This is a genomic window from Streptococcus agalactiae ATCC 13813 (assembly GCF_000186445.1).
Taxonomy (GTDB): Bacteria; Bacillota; Bacilli; order Lactobacillales; family Streptococcaceae; genus Streptococcus; species Streptococcus agalactiae.
In genome coordinates, this window is record NZ_GL636070.1 from 2123861 (window position 1) to 2141768 (window position 17908).

General features: G+C 35.9%; 17 protein-coding genes. 7 read left to right on the forward strand and 10 right to left on the reverse strand.

All coding sequences use genetic code 11. The features are described from left to right. Positions 1-102: 102 nt before the first annotated feature. Positions 103-291, reverse strand: coding sequence for a 50S ribosomal protein L28 (rpmB, locus tag HMPREF9171_RS103565; protein ID WP_001140949.1), 189 nt, complete (start codon positions 289-291; stop codon positions 103-105). A 238-nt stretch (positions 292-529) separates the two neighbouring features. On the opposite strand from rpmB, the gene HMPREF9171_RS103560 reads away from it, so the two are divergent. Further along, a complete protein-coding gene (locus tag HMPREF9171_RS103560) occupies positions 530-1447 on the forward strand; it encodes an L-lactate dehydrogenase (RefSeq protein WP_000197057.1) in 918 nt (305 codons plus the stop codon). A gap of 84 nt (positions 1448-1531) precedes the next feature. On the opposite strand, the gene HMPREF9171_RS103555 is transcribed toward HMPREF9171_RS103560, so the two are convergent. The 7 genes from HMPREF9171_RS103555 to HMPREF9171_RS103525 form a co-directional block, all read right to left on the reverse strand. Then, entirely contained in the window at positions 1532-2413 is an 882-nt protein-coding gene (locus tag HMPREF9171_RS103555; RefSeq protein WP_001018987.1) for a class II fructose-bisphosphate aldolase, read from the reverse strand. Between the two features lie 139 nt (positions 2414-2552). Next, positions 2553-3941 (reverse strand): argininosuccinate lyase, encoded by a 1389-nt coding sequence (argH, locus tag HMPREF9171_RS103550; protein ID WP_000164576.1) that lies wholly within the window; start codon positions 3939-3941, stop codon positions 2553-2555. An 18-nt stretch (positions 3942-3959) separates the two neighbouring features. Next, positions 3960-5150, reverse strand: a complete 1191-nt coding sequence (locus HMPREF9171_RS103545; protein WP_000514057.1) for an argininosuccinate synthase — start codon at positions 5148-5150, stop codon at positions 3960-3962. 153 nt (positions 5151-5303) lie between these two features. Then, positions 5304-6383: a sensor histidine kinase gene (locus tag HMPREF9171_RS103540; RefSeq protein ID WP_001892052.1), complete on the reverse strand. Its 1080-nt coding sequence runs from the start codon at positions 6381-6383 to the stop codon at positions 5304-5306. Further along, positions 6367-7038 carry a response regulator transcription factor gene (locus HMPREF9171_RS103535; RefSeq protein ID WP_000590685.1) on the reverse strand — a complete coding sequence of 224 codons (672 nt, stop codon included), beginning with the start codon at positions 7036-7038 and terminating at the stop codon, positions 6367-6369. The genes HMPREF9171_RS103540 and HMPREF9171_RS103535 overlap by 17 nt, the downstream gene beginning before the upstream one ends. Positions 7039-7068: 30 nt before the next feature. Further along, the gene (locus tag HMPREF9171_RS103530; RefSeq protein WP_001274146.1) at positions 7069-7755 is read right to left on the reverse strand and encodes an ABC transporter ATP-binding protein; all 687 of its coding nucleotides are present in this window, start codon (positions 7753-7755) and stop codon (positions 7069-7071) included. Next, on the reverse strand, positions 7755-8843 hold the full coding sequence (locus HMPREF9171_RS103525; protein WP_000017573.1) for an ABC transporter permease: 1089 nt from the start codon (positions 8841-8843) through the stop codon (positions 7755-7757). Before HMPREF9171_RS103525 ends, HMPREF9171_RS103530 begins: the two co-directional genes overlap by 1 nt. Before the next feature lie 181 nt (positions 8844-9024). Here HMPREF9171_RS103525 and HMPREF9171_RS103520 point away from each other — a divergent pair, with 181 nt between their 5' ends. The 6 genes from HMPREF9171_RS103520 to HMPREF9171_RS103495 are packed head-to-tail and all read left to right on the forward strand — an operon-like array spanning position 9025 to position 14746. Continuing rightward, complete coding sequence (locus HMPREF9171_RS103520; RefSeq protein WP_000104358.1) at positions 9025-10011, forward strand: LacI family DNA-binding transcriptional regulator; 987 nt, start codon at positions 9025-9027, stop codon at positions 10009-10011. Next, the gene (gene rbsK / locus HMPREF9171_RS103515) at positions 10004-10915 is read left to right on the forward strand and encodes a ribokinase (RefSeq protein WP_000065855.1); all 912 of its coding nucleotides are present in this window, start codon (positions 10004-10006) and stop codon (positions 10913-10915) included. Before HMPREF9171_RS103520 ends, rbsK begins: the two co-directional genes overlap by 8 nt. Beyond that, a complete protein-coding gene (gene rbsD, locus HMPREF9171_RS103510) occupies positions 10890-11288 on the forward strand; it encodes a D-ribose pyranase (RefSeq protein WP_000750736.1) in 399 nt (132 codons plus the stop codon). The genes rbsK and rbsD overlap by 26 nt, the downstream gene beginning before the upstream one ends. Positions 11289-11303: 15 nt before the next feature. Next, positions 11304-12782: a sugar ABC transporter ATP-binding protein gene (locus HMPREF9171_RS103505; RefSeq protein ID WP_000687216.1), complete on the forward strand. Its 1479-nt coding sequence runs from the start codon at positions 11304-11306 to the stop codon at positions 12780-12782. A gap of 1 nt (position 12783) precedes the next feature. Then, positions 12784-13725 carry an ABC transporter permease subunit gene (locus HMPREF9171_RS103500; protein ID WP_000794185.1) on the forward strand — a complete coding sequence of 314 codons (942 nt, stop codon included), beginning with the start codon at positions 12784-12786 and terminating at the stop codon, positions 13723-13725. A 52-nt stretch (positions 13726-13777) separates the two neighbouring features. Then, the gene (locus HMPREF9171_RS103495; protein ID WP_000668258.1) at positions 13778-14746 is read left to right on the forward strand and encodes a substrate-binding domain-containing protein; all 969 of its coding nucleotides are present in this window, start codon (positions 13778-13780) and stop codon (positions 14744-14746) included. A 39-nt stretch (positions 14747-14785) separates the two neighbouring features. On the opposite strand, the gene gltX is transcribed toward HMPREF9171_RS103495, so the two are convergent. Beyond that, positions 14786-16240 carry a glutamate--tRNA ligase gene (gene gltX, locus HMPREF9171_RS103490; protein WP_001284496.1) on the reverse strand — a complete coding sequence of 485 codons (1455 nt, stop codon included), beginning with the start codon at positions 16238-16240 and terminating at the stop codon, positions 14786-14788. A 208-nt stretch (positions 16241-16448) separates the two neighbouring features. Continuing rightward, positions 16449-17768: an FAD-containing oxidoreductase gene (locus HMPREF9171_RS103485; protein ID WP_000759709.1), complete on the reverse strand. Its 1320-nt coding sequence runs from the start codon at positions 17766-17768 to the stop codon at positions 16449-16451. Positions 17769-17908: the final 140 nt, after the last annotated feature.

Genomic DNA, 17908 nt, shown 5'->3' on the forward strand with positions numbered 1-17908 from the left:
CTATTCTATCATATCTCACTATTATTGTAAAAAAATAGAGGCATCTAACTATCAAATCAGCCTTAGAAACACTAAAAAAAGCCCTAAGGCTTTCTCAGTTTATTAAACGCGTTCTACTTTACCAGATTTAAGCGCACGAGCTGAAACCCAAACTTTTTTTGGTTTACCGTCGATAAGAACAGTAACTTTTTGAAGGTTTGGTTTAACAGTACGTTTTGTTTGGTTCATCGCGTGTGAACGGTTGTTACCAGAAACTGTTTTACGTCCTGTGAAATAACATACTTTAGCCATTTTACGAGTTCCTCCTATATTGATCAATATTTACGGATGTGCTAGCACCACATACTAGACTATTCTATCACAACTTACTTCTTCTAGCAAGTTCTTTTCAAAATTACTTTTTCATTTGTTTTATCTAAATCGCTTACATATTTTTTATAATAAGACACACTTCCTTCTAATTCATTTTTTAGTTTACATTTTCTTTCAAAATATTATAATAGACAACAATAATCAAAGGAGGTTTCATATGACACGTAAAATTGGAATTATAGGCATGGGGCACGTTGGATCAACTGTTGCACACGCTCTTATTGCACAAGGTATTGGTGATGATTATGTCTTTATTGATACTAATGTTGATAAGGTTAATGCTGATATGATTGATTTTCAAGATGCTCTGGCAAATGCTACTTATCACGCTAATATAGTATTAAACGACTATGACGCGTTGTCAGATGCTGATGTTGTGATTTCAGCCTTAGGTGATATTTCACTACAGAATAACAAAGAAGCTAATCGCTTTGCTGAACTACCATTTACCAGTAAAGAAGTCTACGACGTTAGTCAAAAGTTAAAATCATCTGGTTTTAGAGGGATCCTTATTGTCGTTACTAATCCTGTTGATGCCATCACCCAGCTTTATCAAGAATATACTCAATTTCCTAAATCACGCGTTATCGGAACAGGAACCTTATTGGATACTGCTCGGATGAAAAGAGTGCTTGGTCAACGCCTACAAGTTGATCCAAGGAGTATCGGTGGTTATAATCTAGGAGTGCATGGTAACTCCCAATTTGTCGCTTGGAGTCAGGTAACTGTAAAAGGACAACCAGCTATATCACTATTAAAAGCAGAAGAATTAGAACAGATAAAAGAAGCTTCTTTAAAAGGCGGTCACACTGTCTTTTTTGGTAAAAAATATACTAGTTATGGTATCGCTACCGCAGCTGTCCGCATCGTTTTAGCTGTGTTAAATGATTCCCATGAGTTACTACCTGTATCTACCTTCTATGAGTCCGAAGGGGTTTACCTTGGATATCCAGCTATTATTGGTAGAGTAGGAATTGTAGAAAGAATTTCTCTTTCACTAAGCCCAAAAGAAGAGCAACAACTCACAGATTCAGCGGCATTTATTCGAAATTATCTTAAGCATATCAATCTTTAAAGAGTATCTATTTAATAAAAAGTCATATAATCCAAAAAAAGCTCACCATAAGTGAGCTTTTAACTATTATCTGTTTTATGTTAATTATGCTTTGTTTGCTGAACCAAACACGTCAATACGTTCTTCAACTGCTTCTGTAATTGCATCGAAACCAGGTTTCAAGAATTTACGTGGGTCAAAGAGTTTTTTCTTCATGTATTCAGCTTCGTTAGCGTTGAATTCAACAGCGTAGTCACGAGTTGCTTGACAGAAAGCTAATTGACATTCTGTGTTAACGTTAACTTTAGCAACACCAAGTTTGATAGCTTCTTGGATTTGATCATCAGGAATACCTGAACCACCGTGTAACACGATTGGGAAACCAGGAACAGCTTCAGTCAATTTCTTCAAGTGATCAAGGTCAAGTCCTTCCCAGTTTGCTGGGTATGGTCCATGAATGTTACCGATACCTGCAGCCAAGAAGTCAATACCAGTTTCAACCATAGCTTTAGCATCTTCGATTGGTGCTAATTCACCTTTACCGACAATACCATCTTCTTCACCACCGATAGTACCAACTTCAGCTTCTACTGAAATACCTTTAGCATGTGCTTTAGCAACAACTTCGCGTGCTTTTTCAAGATTTTCTTCAACTGGAAGGTGTGAACCATCAAACATAATTGAAGTGTAACCTACTTCAATACACTCAAGGGCATCATCGTAATGACCGTGGTCAAGGTGGATAGCAACTGGTACAGTAATCCCCATTGATTCAACCAAAGTTTCAATAAGTTGTTTACAAAGTTTGTAACCACCCATGTATTTAGCCGCACCCATTGAAGTTTGGATAAGTACTGGAGCTTTTTTAGCTTCTGCTGCGCGCAAGATAGCTTGAGTCCACTCAAGGTTGTTTGTGTTAAATCCACCTACTGCATAGCCGTTATCACGAGCTGCTTGGACGAATTTTTCTGCTGAAACGATTGCCATTATTCAGGCCTCCTATTTATTTTTTGGGCGTTGCCCACTTACATGTTAATTCTAGCACAATTCTATAAAAAATGCTAGTTTTTTACTGAAAATACGTGAGAAACTTAACAGAGTTAAACGAGGTTTTTTCAGAAAGCAGTCATTCCGCTTTCAATTCTTTACGTGCCAACAGGATCTGTTCTTTAACCTGGTCAAACCCCGTTCCTCCTAATGAATTTCTTCGTTTAACTGCTGTCTTTGCAGTTAATATTTCATAGATATCGTTTTCTATCAACTCTGAAATTTCTTGATAATATTTTAAAGATATATCCTGTAAATAAGAATCATTTTTACTGCATTCTAAAACCAATTTACCTACAATTTCATGTGCTTTTCTGAAAGGTATCCCCTTACTTGCTAAATAATCTGCTAATTCTGTTGCATTTGAAAAATCAGTCTCCGTTGAGGTCATCATTATGTGCTCATTCACAGTCATTGTCTCAAGCATATTAGCCATGATTTCAATAGCTATGCTGACTGTTTCTACGCTATCAAACATCCCTTCTTTATCTTCTTGTAAATCTTTGTTATAAGCTAACGGCAATGATTTCATAACAGTTAGTAAACTAAATAAATTTCCATAAACACGGCCTGTCTTCCCTCGAATTAATTCTGCCATATCAGGATTTTTCTTTTGAGGCATAATAGATGATCCTGTAGAGAAAGTATCTGATAATGTGATGAATTGATATTCATAACTGCACCAATTAATGATTTCTTCACAAAAACGTGATAAATGCATCATTAAAATGCTAGCATTGGATAAAAATTCTATGATAAAATCACGATCTGAGACAGCATCAAGCGAATTATTATATGGTTTTTCAAAATCTAATAAACGAGTTGTCATATGGCGGTCAATAGGAAACGTTGTCCCTGCTAGAGCTGCTGCTCCTAATGGTGATAGATTGGTGTGTTTCATATTAAACTCTAATCGCTCTGTATCACGCGTAAACATATTATAGTAAGCCATTAGATGATGTCCAAATGAAATCGGCTGAGCATGTTGTAAATGTGTATACCCTGGCATAACAGTATAGATATGATTTTCTGCTAAATTAACTAAGGTTGTTCGTAAATGAAGCAATTTCTTCATCATTTCTTGCAATTTATCTTTCAAATAAAGGTGCATATCTGTAGCCACTTGATCATTTCGTGAACGTGCAGTATGAAGCTTACCTGCTACTTCTCCAATTTCAGCGGTTAATAAGCTCTCTATGTTCATATGAATGTCTTCATTTGATATGCTAAAAGTCAATTGACCTGCTCTGTATTTATCTTGCAATATTTTTAAACCATCTTTTATCAAGCCTGCTTCTTCTTGACTAATAATATCCGTTTTGCCTAACATTGTGACATGGGCCATAGAAGCCTTCATATCATATGGAGCTAACTTTTGGTCGAAACTGATTGATGCACCGAACTCTTCAACCCATTTTTCAAGACTACTTTCAAAACGACCACCCCATAACTTATGATTTTTTGTCATCCTCTTATCTTCCTTTATTTATCCTTTGTTTACTTGTGCATTAACTTGGGTTGGAAGTCCCCAGAGTTTGATAAAACCAACTGCTGCATCTTGATCAAAGCTATCAGCAGCTGTATAGGTTGCTAAATTCTCATCATATAATGAATTAGATGAGTGGCGAGCAACGACTTGGGCAGAACCTTTATATAACTTAACTTTTGTAGTACCATTAACCACTTTTTGTGTTTCTTTGATATAGGCAATGATAGCTTTTGTAGCTGGACTAAACCATAAAGCATTATAAATAAGATTTGATAGTTCATTTTCAAGGATAGGTTTAAAATGAGACACTTCACGGACTAATGTTAAATCTTCAATTTCTTTATGGGCAGCTAACAGTACCATTGCCGCAGGACATTCATAAATTTCACGTGATTTGATACCGACTAAACGATTTTCAACATGATCAATGCGTCCAATACCATGTTTTCCTGCAATTTCATTTAGCGATAAAATCAAATCTGCTAGTGTCATTTCTTGATTGTTTATAGCTATAGGCTTCCCATTTTGGAACGTAATATCAATATATTCTGCAGAATCAGGAGCTTCTTCTGGTGATTTTGTAATACCAAAAGCTTCTTCTGGCGCTTGATTCCAAGGATTCTCAAGCACACCACATTCATTGGCACGTCCCCATAAATTTTGGTCTATAGAATAAGGGTTATCTAAATCTGCTGGAATAGGTACGCCGTTAGCTTTTGCAAAAGTAATTTCCTCTTCACGATGCCACTTCCACTCACGAACAGGGGCAATTACTTTTAATTCAGGATCTAGTGCTGCAATTGCAACTTCAAAACGCACTTGGTCATTTCCTTTACCTGTACATCCATGTGCAATTGTGGTCGCACCTGTTTGATGTGCCATTTCAACTAATTTTTGAGCAATAATTGGACGACTAAGCGCTGAAACAAGCGGGTATTTTTGTTCATACATCGCATGTGCCTGTAAAGCTGGTAAAACAAAATGCTCAGCGAACTCATCTTTAACATCTAAAATATAAGATTCTATGGCACCTATTGTTAAAGCCTTTTCGTGAATAAAATCAAGATCTTTACCTTCGCCAACATCCATACAGACAGCAATAACGTCATAATCTTTTTTTAACCAAGCTATAGCAACAGAGGTATCTAAACCACCAGAATAAGCTAAAATTAATTTTTCTTTTCCCATAAAAAATCCCCTTCCAAATTCCGATATTTTGTAATATTATACACTTGTTATATTTATTGTCAAATGTTTTTATAGTTTTTGTATGTTTTTAGTATATTTATTTCTAAATAAATAAAACAATAACTGCCAATTGGCAGTTATTGTTTTAAATAATTATGATAAGGGTAGTTCTACACAAAATTCTGTTCCAATTTCCAACTGACTGGAGACACTAATACGTCCCTTACAAAGAACAATTATACGTTTAACTATTGCTAGTCCTAATCCATTTCCTTGTTGATTATGCGACTGATCCGCTTGGTAAAATTTATCAAATATATGCTGAACATCATATTGAGAAATTCCCCTACCTTTATCAGAAATAATAACTCTCAGATAATGATTATTAGTTTCTTCCATTCGTACACTTAAGTCTACAATATCATCGGAATATTTTATTGCATTATCTAAAAGGTTTATCCAAACTTGCATCAGCAAGTCAGAGTTTGAGTAAATAGTATATGGTTTTGAATCCAGTTGAAAATTTATCCTTTTAGCTTGCCAACGTTCTGTTAAACTAATCATTGCTTGACGAATTTGTTCATCTACACGAACAGAGGATAGCTCCCCAATAGTCTCCTGATTATCCACGCGCGACATTTGCAACATCGTATCACATAATCTTGTTAACCTTAGGCTCTCTGTTTTAACAAGACCTAATAACTCACTTTGTGTTTCTTCGTCTAATTCTGGATCTTGTAATAGTTCTACAATATTAGCTACTGCAGCAATCGGAGTCTTTAGCTCATGAGAAACATTAGTGATAAAGTCTTTTCGCATATGATCCATATGAGACAAAGAAACAATCATCTGATTAATACTTTCAGATAGCTCATCCAATTCATTATAATACTCATAGGATTTACGACGATTACTGTTTCGATAAATATGACCTTCAAAGTCACCGTCTGCAACATTGGACACAATATGGCTAATATCTAAAATTGGTTTTGTTAAATGATAAGAACCGTACCACATACTAATACTAGCTATCACAAGGCTTAAAAAAACAACAGCGAGAGCACTAACTTGTAATACATGAGTATTTAAGACTCCTTGAAAAAAAGTAAAAACTATTGCTGCAACTAGTAAAAGAGAAGCTAGGACTGAGAAAAGCATCGTTAACACAAACATTAATGTGAAATAAAATCTTAACGGAAACCGAAATCGCCTTAGCTTAGTCATTTTTTGCACGATACCCTACCCCTCTCACCGTCTCAATCTTAAAATCTGGTAAGTGTTCTACTTTTCGTCTAATTTTATTGATGCAAGCATCTACCACCCGCTCATCTAAATCAGTATCCATTCCCCAAATACTATCCAATAGTTCTAAACGTGTGAAAATCCTATTAGGATAGCTAAGTAAGTGGAAAAGAACCCTAAATTCTTTCTGAGGAAATATAATTTCTTGCTCAAAATATTCCAAGCTTAATTCATCTTCATTAAGACAAGTATTCCCAATAATTAGCTGATGTTGAGCTACAATATTAGCTCTCCTCAAGAGTGCCTTAATACGTAAAGCTAATTCTTGTAACTGCACAGGCTTAACCATATAATCATCTGCACCAAGGCCAAACCCTTTTGTCATATCTTCCATTTGTGATTTTGCTGTCATAACAATGATTGGGACATTATAAGCAGCTGACCTGAGTTCTTGAATTAATTGATAACCATCCATCATGGGCATCATGATATCAGTTATAATCAATTGTACTTCTTCTGTATCTAGACAATTTAGAGCTTCTTGTCCATTTGAAGCAGTGATAAATTGGTAGCCCTCTTGTGTTAATTTTGTGGTAATGATTTTTTGTTGAACAATGTTATCCTCTACAACTAATATTTTAATCATTAAATCACCTCTAGCTTATTGTAACACAAGTTAGAAGTTTTCTTTAACTAATTTCCCGTCCTTTAAACGATAAACGGTATCTACTAAATCTAGAACGCGCTCATCGTGTGTCACCATAATAGCTGCAGTATTATGTGATTTAACTTCCTGACGAATAAGTTCTGTAACTTGACGCCCACGTTCTTCATCAAGGCTAGCTGTTGGCTCATCTGCCAAGATAACCTTAGGATGATTAATAAATGCTCTAGCAATTGCTGCTCGTTGCTTTTGTCCTCCCGATAATTGGTTAGGGTATTTATGTGCACACTGCTCTATTCCTAAATCTGATAATAATTTATTAATTTCTTCCAAGCTTGTTTTCTTATCATAGTGTTTTACAAATCGAGCCTCTTGTTGCAACTGTTCTTGGATTGTTAAATAAGGAAGCAGTTGATGACTTTGAAATATAAAACCTAGTGCTTCACGGCGCAATTGTGTTCTTTGTCTTTGAGACAAATCCGTAACGTTCTCATGATTGACATACAAACTACCTTGATCTGCGCCAAGAAGTAACCCTGCAATGGATAAAAGTGTGCTTTTACCTGAACCTGAGGGTCCCAGTATAGCTACAAACTCACCTGCAGAAACTGATAAATCTAAATTATCTAATATTGATAAAAGCTCATCTCCATCTAGATAGTGTTTTGAGATGTGTTTTAATTCTAAGATTGCTGACATTATTCTCCTCCCCCATTAATAACTTCGACTGGGTCGATTTTAGCAACTTTTACAATTGACAAAGCACTACTAATCATTGCAATGACTAAAAATACAAACGATACTAGAATAATATTTTGCCAATTAATAACAAATGGCATTTGAGCTGGTAATACATAAGAGAGAGCAATCGCCAATCCATCTCCAACAATGATACCAAACAGTGCCAATATGATGACTTGACTCAATTGAAATAGGGCAATCTCTGACATTTTTGTCCCAATAGCTTTCATGACGCTAAATTCATGACGTTTTTGAAGTGTGATGATGTAGAAAAAGACACCTAAAATACCAGCTGATGCTACGACAAGGACCCATAAAATCATATTCAAAGTGGATTGTTCGGCACTATAACCAGGAATATGTTGAATGACATCTTTTTTACTAACAGCTTCTAATTGAGTTGGTAAATGAGATATACTTTTATCATTTTTCATAACTAATGCCTGAGGTAAGAATTGGTATTGAGGATTAATCTTTTTATTAATTTCGGTATAAATGTCTTTATCAATAAATGCCACAGGTCCGTGACCATACATACTATTATGGACAAATCCAACGACTGTTAGTGATATAGATGATGACTTATCAATCACCTTATCACCTAACTTTATCCCTTCAGCTTTTAAACTATCATTTAAAATAATAGCTTTTTTGTAACTTGTCAGTTGTTTTCCCTCAGAAAGTGTAGGTGCCATAAAAGAATCTTTATCAATAGCAAAATAAGAAATATCAATTTTCTTTTCATGTCCTTGTCGAGTTAAACTCGAACGTTGAATATTTAAAGTGGTACTATCTTTTAAATTCAAACTGTTTAAGTCTGTCTGATCTTTAGTTGTCAATACAGATGATGTAATCACTTGTTCAGCACCTTCATTCAAAATATAGGTTTGAGCTGGGTTATTTTCAATAGCAGCACTAACAGCTCTACCTAAACCGTTTGCTAAACCTGATAAAAAAACTACCATGAACATCATAACAATGATTAGCAATTCAATCAGGAGGTATTTTTTCTTATAAAAGGTTAATTCTTTCCAAGCATGTGACATGGTTTTTCTCCTTTGATCTTTTGATGTGAACATAGTATCACAGCTTTATGACTTGAATATGACCTCTAAAAATAATGATATTTTATCATTAAATTATTTAAAAAATAGCTTGACAATTTTTTAGTAAGCGTTTACAATTCTAATTATGAAACCGTTCCCATAATAAAAGAAAGGAGTTTCTATGAGTACAATTAGACAAGTCGCCGAGAAAGCTGGCGTATCAACATCTACTGTCTCAAGGTATATATCTCAAAATGGTTACGTTAGTCAAAAAGCAAGTCAAAAAATCGAGCAAGCTATCCGCGAACTCCATTATGTTCCAAATTTCCTTGCACAATCTCTGAAAACCAAAAAAAATCAACTTGTTGGATTACTACTTCCCGATATTTCAAACCCTTTCTTTCCAAGACTTGCTAGAGGAGTTGAAGAATTTCTAAAAGAACAGGGTTATCGTGTCATGCTTGGCAACACAAATAACAAGAGCCATTTAGAAGAAGAGTACTTAAATGTGCTATTACAAAGTAATGCTGCAGGGATTATTACAACACACGATTTCACCAAAAATCATCCTGAAATAGATATTCCAGTTGTAGTTGTTGACCGCGTTAATCAAGAAACACAGTACGGCGTTTTCTCTGATAATAAAGAGGGAGGAAAATTAGCAGCTCAAGCTATTTGGACAGCAGGTGCTACCAATATATTACTCATTCGTGGTCCGCTAGATAAAGCTGATAACCTTAATCAAAGGTTTCAAGGAAGCCAAAATTACCTATTAAACAAAGGGGCTTGTTTTGCTATCGAAGATAGTGCCAGTTTTGATTTTGCAGAGATTCAAATTGAAGCGAAAACTTTACTTGACCACCATCTAGACATTGATAGCATTATCGCTCCATCTGATATACATGCTATTGCCTACCTACACGAGATTCTTAATCGAGGGAAGCGAATCCCTGAAGATGTACAAATTATTGGTTATGATGATATTTTAATGAGCCAATTTATCTACCCTTCGTTGTCAACTATTCACCAATCATCATATATTATGGGACAAAAAGCAGCTGAATTAATTTTCAAAATTACTAATCAATTACCTATTACCAATAAGCGTATTAAATTACCCGTTCATTATGTCGAACGTGAAACCCTAAGGAGGAAAATAGATGAGTAACATTGTCATTATCGGTAGTATTTCCATGGACTTAGTTATGGAAACCAATCGTATCGCCAAAGAGGGAGAAACCGTATTTGGCCAACATTTTTCAATGGTTCCAGGAGGTAAAGGTGCTAATCAGGCTGTCGCTATTGGGCGTCTTAGCCAAGAGCGAGATAATATTACTATTCTTGGTGCCATTGGCGAGGATTCTTTTGGTCCCATTCTTTTGGATAATTTAAACAAAAATCATGTTACTACGGATTTTGTGGGAACGATACCATCTTCTTCAGGTGTTGCCCAAATCACTCTTTATAATAATGATAATCGAATCATTTACTGTCCTGGAGCCAACGGAAAAGTTGATACTAAAAAATGGTCTCAGGAGTGGGCAATAATTAAAGAAGCTGATTTAGTTGTATTACAAAATGAAATTCCTCATCAAGCAAATATGAAAATTGCTAATTTTTGTAAAGAACATAGTATTAAATTACTCTATAATCCTGCACCATCTAGAGAAACTGATATTGAGATGCTCGATAAGGTCGATTATTTCACACCAAATGAACACGAATGTCAAGAGCTGTTCCCAAACCAAAAACTAGAGGATATATTAGCCACATATCCTGAAAAACTAATTGTAACACTCGGCACAAAAGGAGCCATCTACTCTGATGGAAAAGAAAACCATTTAATTCCTGCCTTAGAAACTAAAGCTGTTGATACAACTGGTGCAGGTGATACTTTTAACGGTGCATTCGGTTATGCTATCTCTAAAAAATTTAAGATTGCCAATGCCTTACGTTTTGCAACTCTAGCTGCTCACTTATCCGTGCAAAAATTTGGTGCACAGGGTGGCATGCCTACTATTAAAGAAATGGAGGACAACCAACATTATGAAAAAGACTGGCATATTAAATAGTCATCTCGCTAAATTAGCAGATGACCTTGGGCATACTGATCAAGTTTGTATTGGAGATCTGGGTCTACCTGTTCCAAATGGCATTCCAAAGATTGATTTGTCTTTGACCTCTGGAATACCTAGTTTCCAAGAGGTACTTGATATCTATTTAGAGAATATATTAGTTGAAAAAGTCATTTTAGCAGAAGAAATCAAGGAAGCAAATCCGGATCAATTATCAAGGTTATTAGCTAAACTTGATAACTCTGTTAGCATAGAGTACGTCAGTCACGATCATTTAAAACAAATGACCCAAGATGTCAAAGCAGTTATTCGTACAGGTGAAAATACACCGTATTCAAATATTATTCTACAATCTGGTGTTATCATCTAGAAAGGAGTTTAGTCCATGAAAATTGACATGAGGAATATCTCCAAATCCTTCGGTACTAATAAAGTTCTAGAGAAGATTGATTTGGAATTACAATCTGGTCAAATACACGCGCTTATGGGTGAAAATGGTGCGGGTAAATCAACTTTAATGAACATTCTAACAGGACTTTTCCCAGCAAGTACAGGAACTATTTATATTGATGGTGAGGAGCGAACTTTTTCAAACCCTCAAGAAGCAGAGGAATTTGGCATTAGTTTTATTCACCAAGAGATGAATACTTGGCCGGAAATGACTGTCTTGGAAAATCTCTTTCTTGGACGTGAAATCAAGACAACTTTTGGCTTACTCAATCAAAAATTAATGAGACAAAAAGCACTTGAAGCTTTTAAAAGATTAGGTGTAACTATTCCCCTAGACATCCCGATTGGTAACTTGTCTGTTGGACAACAACAAATGATTGAAATCGCCAAAAGTCTCCTAAACCAACTCTCTATTTTGGTAATGGATGAACCGACTGCTGCTTTAACAGATCGTGAAACTGAAAATCTTTTCCGAGTTATCCGAGGTTTAAAACAAGAAGGAGTGGGCGTTGTCTATATCTCCCATCGAATGGAGGAAATTTTTAAAATCACTGACTTCGTAACCGTCATGAGAGATGGTGTCATTGTAGATACAAAAGAAACATCACTCACAAATTCTGACGAATTGGTTAAAAAAATGGTTGGCCGAAAATTGGAAGATTACTATCCTGAAAAACATTCTGAAATTGGGCCTGTTGCTTTTGAAGTTAGTAACCTCTGTGGAGATAATTTCGAGGACGTTTCCTTTTATGTCCGTAAAGGCGAGATTCTTGGATTTTCTGGATTAATGGGAGCTGGGCGTACTGAAGTTATGCGAACTATCTTTGGAATTGATAAAAAGAAGTCTGGTAAGGTGAAAATTGATGACCAAGAAATCACTATTACTAGCCCAAGCCAAGCTATCAAGCAGGGCATTGGTTTTTTGACCGAAAATAGAAAAGATGAAGGTCTCATCCTAGACTTCAATATCAAGGACAATATGACTCTCCCTAGCACTAAAGATTTTAGCAAACATGGTTTCTTTGATGAAAAAACAAGCACAACATTTGTGCAACAATTGATTAATCGTCTCTACATTAAATCAGGGAGACCAGATTTAGAGGTTGGAAATCTTTCTGGAGGTAACCAACAAAAGGTCGTTCTCGCTAAATGGATTGGTATTGCTCCTAGAGTCTTAATTCTTGATGAGCCAACACGTGGTGTTGATGTCGGAGCTAAACGAGAGATTTACCAATTAATGAATGAACTAGCAGACAGAGGTGTTCCAATTGTCATGGTATCATCAGACTTACCTGAAATTCTAGGTGTTAGTGACCGCATCATGGTAATGCACGAAGGTCGAATCAGTGGAGAACTCAGTCGAAAAGAAGCTGACCAAGAAAAAGTTATGCAACTAGCCACAGGAGGTAAGTAAAGTGAAAAATATGATGAAATATATATCAGAGTTAACAACCCTGATTGCGTTAGCTGGTTTAATGGTTATTATCACACTCATTAATCCTAATTTCCTCACAACCAATAATCTACTCAATTTATTATTACAAGTAACTGCAAATGGTTTTATCGCTTTCGGGATGACCTTCGTTATTTTGACTGGCGGTATTGATTTATCAGTCGGGTCCATATTAGCCCTATCTAGTGCATTAACAGCTGGATTAATCGGCCACGGAGTACCCGTTGGTATTGCTATCGTTTTATCTGTTGCCTTAGGTGGCATCTTGGGAATGCTAAACGGACTCTTCATTTCTTACGGAAAATTAGCACCATTTATCGTTACACTGGCAACAATGACTATCTTTAGAGGAGCAACGCTAGTTTATTCAAACGGCAACCCAATTACCGCTGGCTTATCCGATAGTTTTCTATTCCAATTTTTGGGACAAGGCTATATTGTTGGTATCCCATTCCCAGTCATTCTCATGTTTCTTACTTTTATTATTTTGTATATTTTGTTACATAAAACAGCCTTCGGGAAATCTGTTTACGCTTTAGGAGGTAATGAAAAAGCAGCGTATATCTCGGGTATTAAGTTAAACAAAGTTAAAATTATCATCTACACTATCTCAGGTATCATGGCTTCCATTTCTGGGTTAATTATCACATCACGCCTTAGCTCAGCACAACCAACAGCTGGAGCAAGTTATGAGATGGATGCTATTGCCGCCGTTGTCTTAGGTGGAACGTCTTTATCTGGTGGGAAAGGACGTATCATTGGAACATTGATTGGTGCTCTCATTATTGGTGTCCTGAACAATGGATTAAACATCATTGGTGTCTCTGCATTTTGGCAACAAGTTGTGAAAGGTATCGTTATTTTAATGGCTGTTTTACTTGATCGCTTTAAAGTAGCAAAATAGTCTTTACTCTAATTTCTATAAGTTCATTATATTTTATCTAAAGGAGTTTCAAATGAAATTTGGAAAAAAACTTGGCTTTCTAGCCTTATTGATGTCTATTGTCCTCATTCTAGGTGCATGTGGTAAAACTGGACTTGGAAATTCTACTGGGAATTCTACAAAAAATGTAACCAAAAAATCTGCTAAAGATTTGAAACTAGGTGTATCTATTTCAACAACTAACAACCCCTACTTTGTTGCGATGAAAGACGGTATTGACAAATATGCGAGCAATAAAAAAATAAGCATTAAGGTAGCTGATGCTCAAGATGACGCCGCACGTCAAGCAGATGATGTCCAAAACTTTATTAGTCAAAACGTAGATGCTATTTTGATTAATCCCGTTGACTCAAAAGCTATTGTAACAGCTATTAAGTCTGCAAACAACGCTAATATTCCTGTTATTCTAATGGACCGTGGTAGTGAGGGAGGCAAAGTATTAACTACTGTCGCTTCAGATAACGTTGCTGCTGGTAAGATGGCTGCGGATTATGCTGTTAAAAAACTAGGCAAGAAAGCAAAAGCCTTTGAATTATCTGGAGTACCAGGTGCCTCTGCTACTGTAGACCGTGGTAAAGGATTTCATTCAGTTGCAAAATCTAAACTTGACATCCTTTCAAGCCAATCTGCCAATTTTGACCGCGCCAAAGCTTTGAATACTACACAAAATATGATTCAAGGACATAAAGATGTCCAAATTATTTTCGCACAAAATGATGAAATGGCACTTGGGGCTGCACAGGCAGTCAAATCTGCTGGCTTGCAAAATGTTCTTATCGTAGGAATTGATGGTCAGCCAGATGCCCATGATGCTATTAAAAAAGGAGATATTTCAGCCACTATTGCACAACAACCAGCTAAGATGGGAGAAATAGCAATTCAAGCAGCAATTGATCATTATAAAGGCAAAAAAGTAGAGAAAGAAACGATTTCTCCAATTTACCTTGTTACCAAAGACAATGTTGAAAAATACAATTGGTAAAAGTACACAAAAAGTCGTGAAAATTCACGACTTTTTATATTATAATTTTGCTAACATATTATCGATATGTTGAACTGATTTTTCTTTACCTAATAAATAAATAGTATCTGGTAACTCTGGTCCATGCATTTCACCAGAAACCGCAATACGAATAGGCATAAATAGGTTCTTACCTTTAATACCTGTTTCTTTTTGAACAGCCTTAATTTGAGGGAAAATAGTATCTCTAGTGAATTCTTCGTCAGAAAGCGATACTAACTTTTCCTTAAAAGCAGATAAGACTGTTGGGACTGTTTCAGCTGCCATTACTTCTTTTTCGGCTTCTGTTAATTCTGGAAAATCTGCAAAGAAAAGGTCTGTTAATGGTACAATCTCATCAGCTGATTTTAATTGAGGTTTATAAAGCTCAACTAATTTTTCAGCTTTGTCTGTAAGTCGACCAGCTTCTTCTAAGAATGGTTTGCAAAGTGCAAAAACACTCTCAAAATCAGCATTTTTTAGGTAATCATTACTCATCCAATCCATCTTCTTCTGATCGAATGCTGCTGGTGATTTGCTAAGACGATTTTCATCAAATAGATTAATTAATTGCTCGCGTGAGAAGATTTCTTCTTCTCCACCAGGATTCCAGCCAAGAAGGGCAATGAAATTAAAGACAGCTTCCGACATATAACCTTTTTTACGATAGTCTTCGATAAATTGAAGAGTATTGGTGTCGCGTTTTGATAATTTCTTACCAGTCTCTGAGTTTATAATCAGTGTCATGTGACCAAATTGTGGCGCTTCCCAACCGAGTGCTTCATAAATCATTAATTGTTTTGGCGTATTTGCAATATGGTCATCGCCACGAATAACATGCGAAATTTGCATGTCATGATCATCAATGACTACTGCGAAATTGTAAGTTGGATAACCATCTTTCTTCTGAATAACCCAGTCTCCGCCGATATTAGAGCCTTCAAACTCAATGTCACCTTTTACCATATCAGTCCATTTATAAATCCCAGATTCATTAACAGCAAGGCGTACTGTCGGAATGATGCCTGCTGCTTCACGCTCTGCAATGTAAGCTTCTTTTTCAGTTTCTGACATTCCGATAAATTCGTTGATATAGCGAGGTGTTTCGCCTGCCAATTCTTGGCGTTCACGCTCTGCTGCTAATTCTTCCTCAGTCACATAGGACTTGTAGGCTTTACCTTCTGCTAACAACTGATCAATATAATGTTGGTAGAGCTCAAGGCGTTCTGATTGACGATAATTTTCATGTGTTTCAGGGCTTTCATCCCAGTCCATACCTAGCCAACGTAAGTTCTCCAATTGAGAGCGTTCACCATCTTCGACGTGACGTTTTCGGTCAGTATCTTCAATACGAATAACAAAATCCCCACCATGATGGCGAGCATAAAGGTAGTTAAAGAGCGCAGTACGCGCATTTCCGATGTGTAACAATCCTGTTGGACTTGGTGCATAACGCACACGAATCTTATTAGCCAAAATTCTACTCCTATATTTTCTGATAGTAAACTTTTTCAGTTTAACTGAATTAGTCAAGGGGGCAAAACATCATTCAAACTCTTACAAATGATTGCCAATCAACCCTATTATACCACTAAATCACTAAAAATGATAATCAGTAATAATAGCCACACTAATTTTCGATAAAAAAAGTAAAGCAAAATTGCCTTACTTTTTAAAAATATTCTTAAAAGTTAAACAAATCATTAAAATTCTCTACCATTGTTGGGTGAGTGAAAATTTGTTTTTGGAAATAAGTATATGGGATTTCATTATCCATTGCCATTGTGATGATATTAATTAATTCATGGGATTCTGCACCAAATAAGCGAGCTCCCAAAATAAGATTTGTCTCAGTATCTACCACAACTTTAAAAATACCTCTAAGGTCATTATTAACATGTGCACGTGGCATGGCAGAAACAAGAAGGCTATTAGATTTAACTTGATATCCTTTTTCCTTAGCGGTTTTTTCATCTAGACCTACCGTTGCTAAAGGAGAATTTGTAAAGGTTGAAGTCGGTACTGCTCCTCGATTTTTTAGAGAATAATCCTTATCACCATTCAAATAATTTAAGACAATACGTGAGTCATCTAAAGAAATATATGTGAATTGAGGGCCGCCATTAACATCACCAACTGCAAAAATATTCTCGACAGAAGTTTGGCAATATTCATCAACAGCAATAGCTCCACGTTCTGTCAATTTAATATCTGTATTTTCAAGTGCTAAACCTTCTGTATTTGGCTTACGTCCTGTTGCATATAATACTGCATCAAAGCTTAATTTTCCATCCTCAAAGCTAATAACAACGTCTTCATCTTCATTTTGTACAGATTTGATATCGGCTGATAATTTAAAAGATATCCCCATCTCTTCTAAATAATCTTGAGCCATCTCTGATAATTCCTCTTCCTCACGCGCAAAGATACGGGATTGACTATCAATAACTGTCACTTTGCTCCCTAATTCGGAATATAAAGTCGCAAATTCAAGCCCAATATTACCGCCTCCAATGATACCTAACCGTTTAGGAAGATGAGCCAATTCTTGGATTGCCGTTGAATCATAAACATGTTGAGAATCAGCTAATCCTGGGATTGGTAATTGTACTGACTTAGCACCAGTATTGATAATAATAACATCAGCTGTAAGTTCTTGTTTGTCAGCTCCTCCTGTTAATTCGACCACTTTATTTGATATAAAGCGAGCTTTAGCATTATAAACATCCACAGTGTCTTTATTATCCAACATAGCAAAATTTTTAGCACGTAAACGACTTGTAACTTCATTTCTAGTAGTCATAGCTTCTTGAAAATCGTGATTTTTGCTAGCTGATACTAAAAGCGTTTTTGTCGGAATACATCCAATGTTGATACATGTTCCCCCATACATTTTATCGTCTTCTTCGACCATTGCAACGCTTTTACCTTGTGTTGCTAATTTTGCTGCTAATGTTTTACCTGCTTTACCAAAACCAAGAACAATGACATCATATTTTTTCATTTTAAATTTCCTCCGCTTTTATAATATAGTTTCAGTATAGCAAAAGATGTTTCCTCTGTCTGAATTCCAGCATAAGGCATGATAAGCCTAACTGTTACCTTTAAATCTAGTTTTCTAAAATAAAAAAAACCATCGCTAAT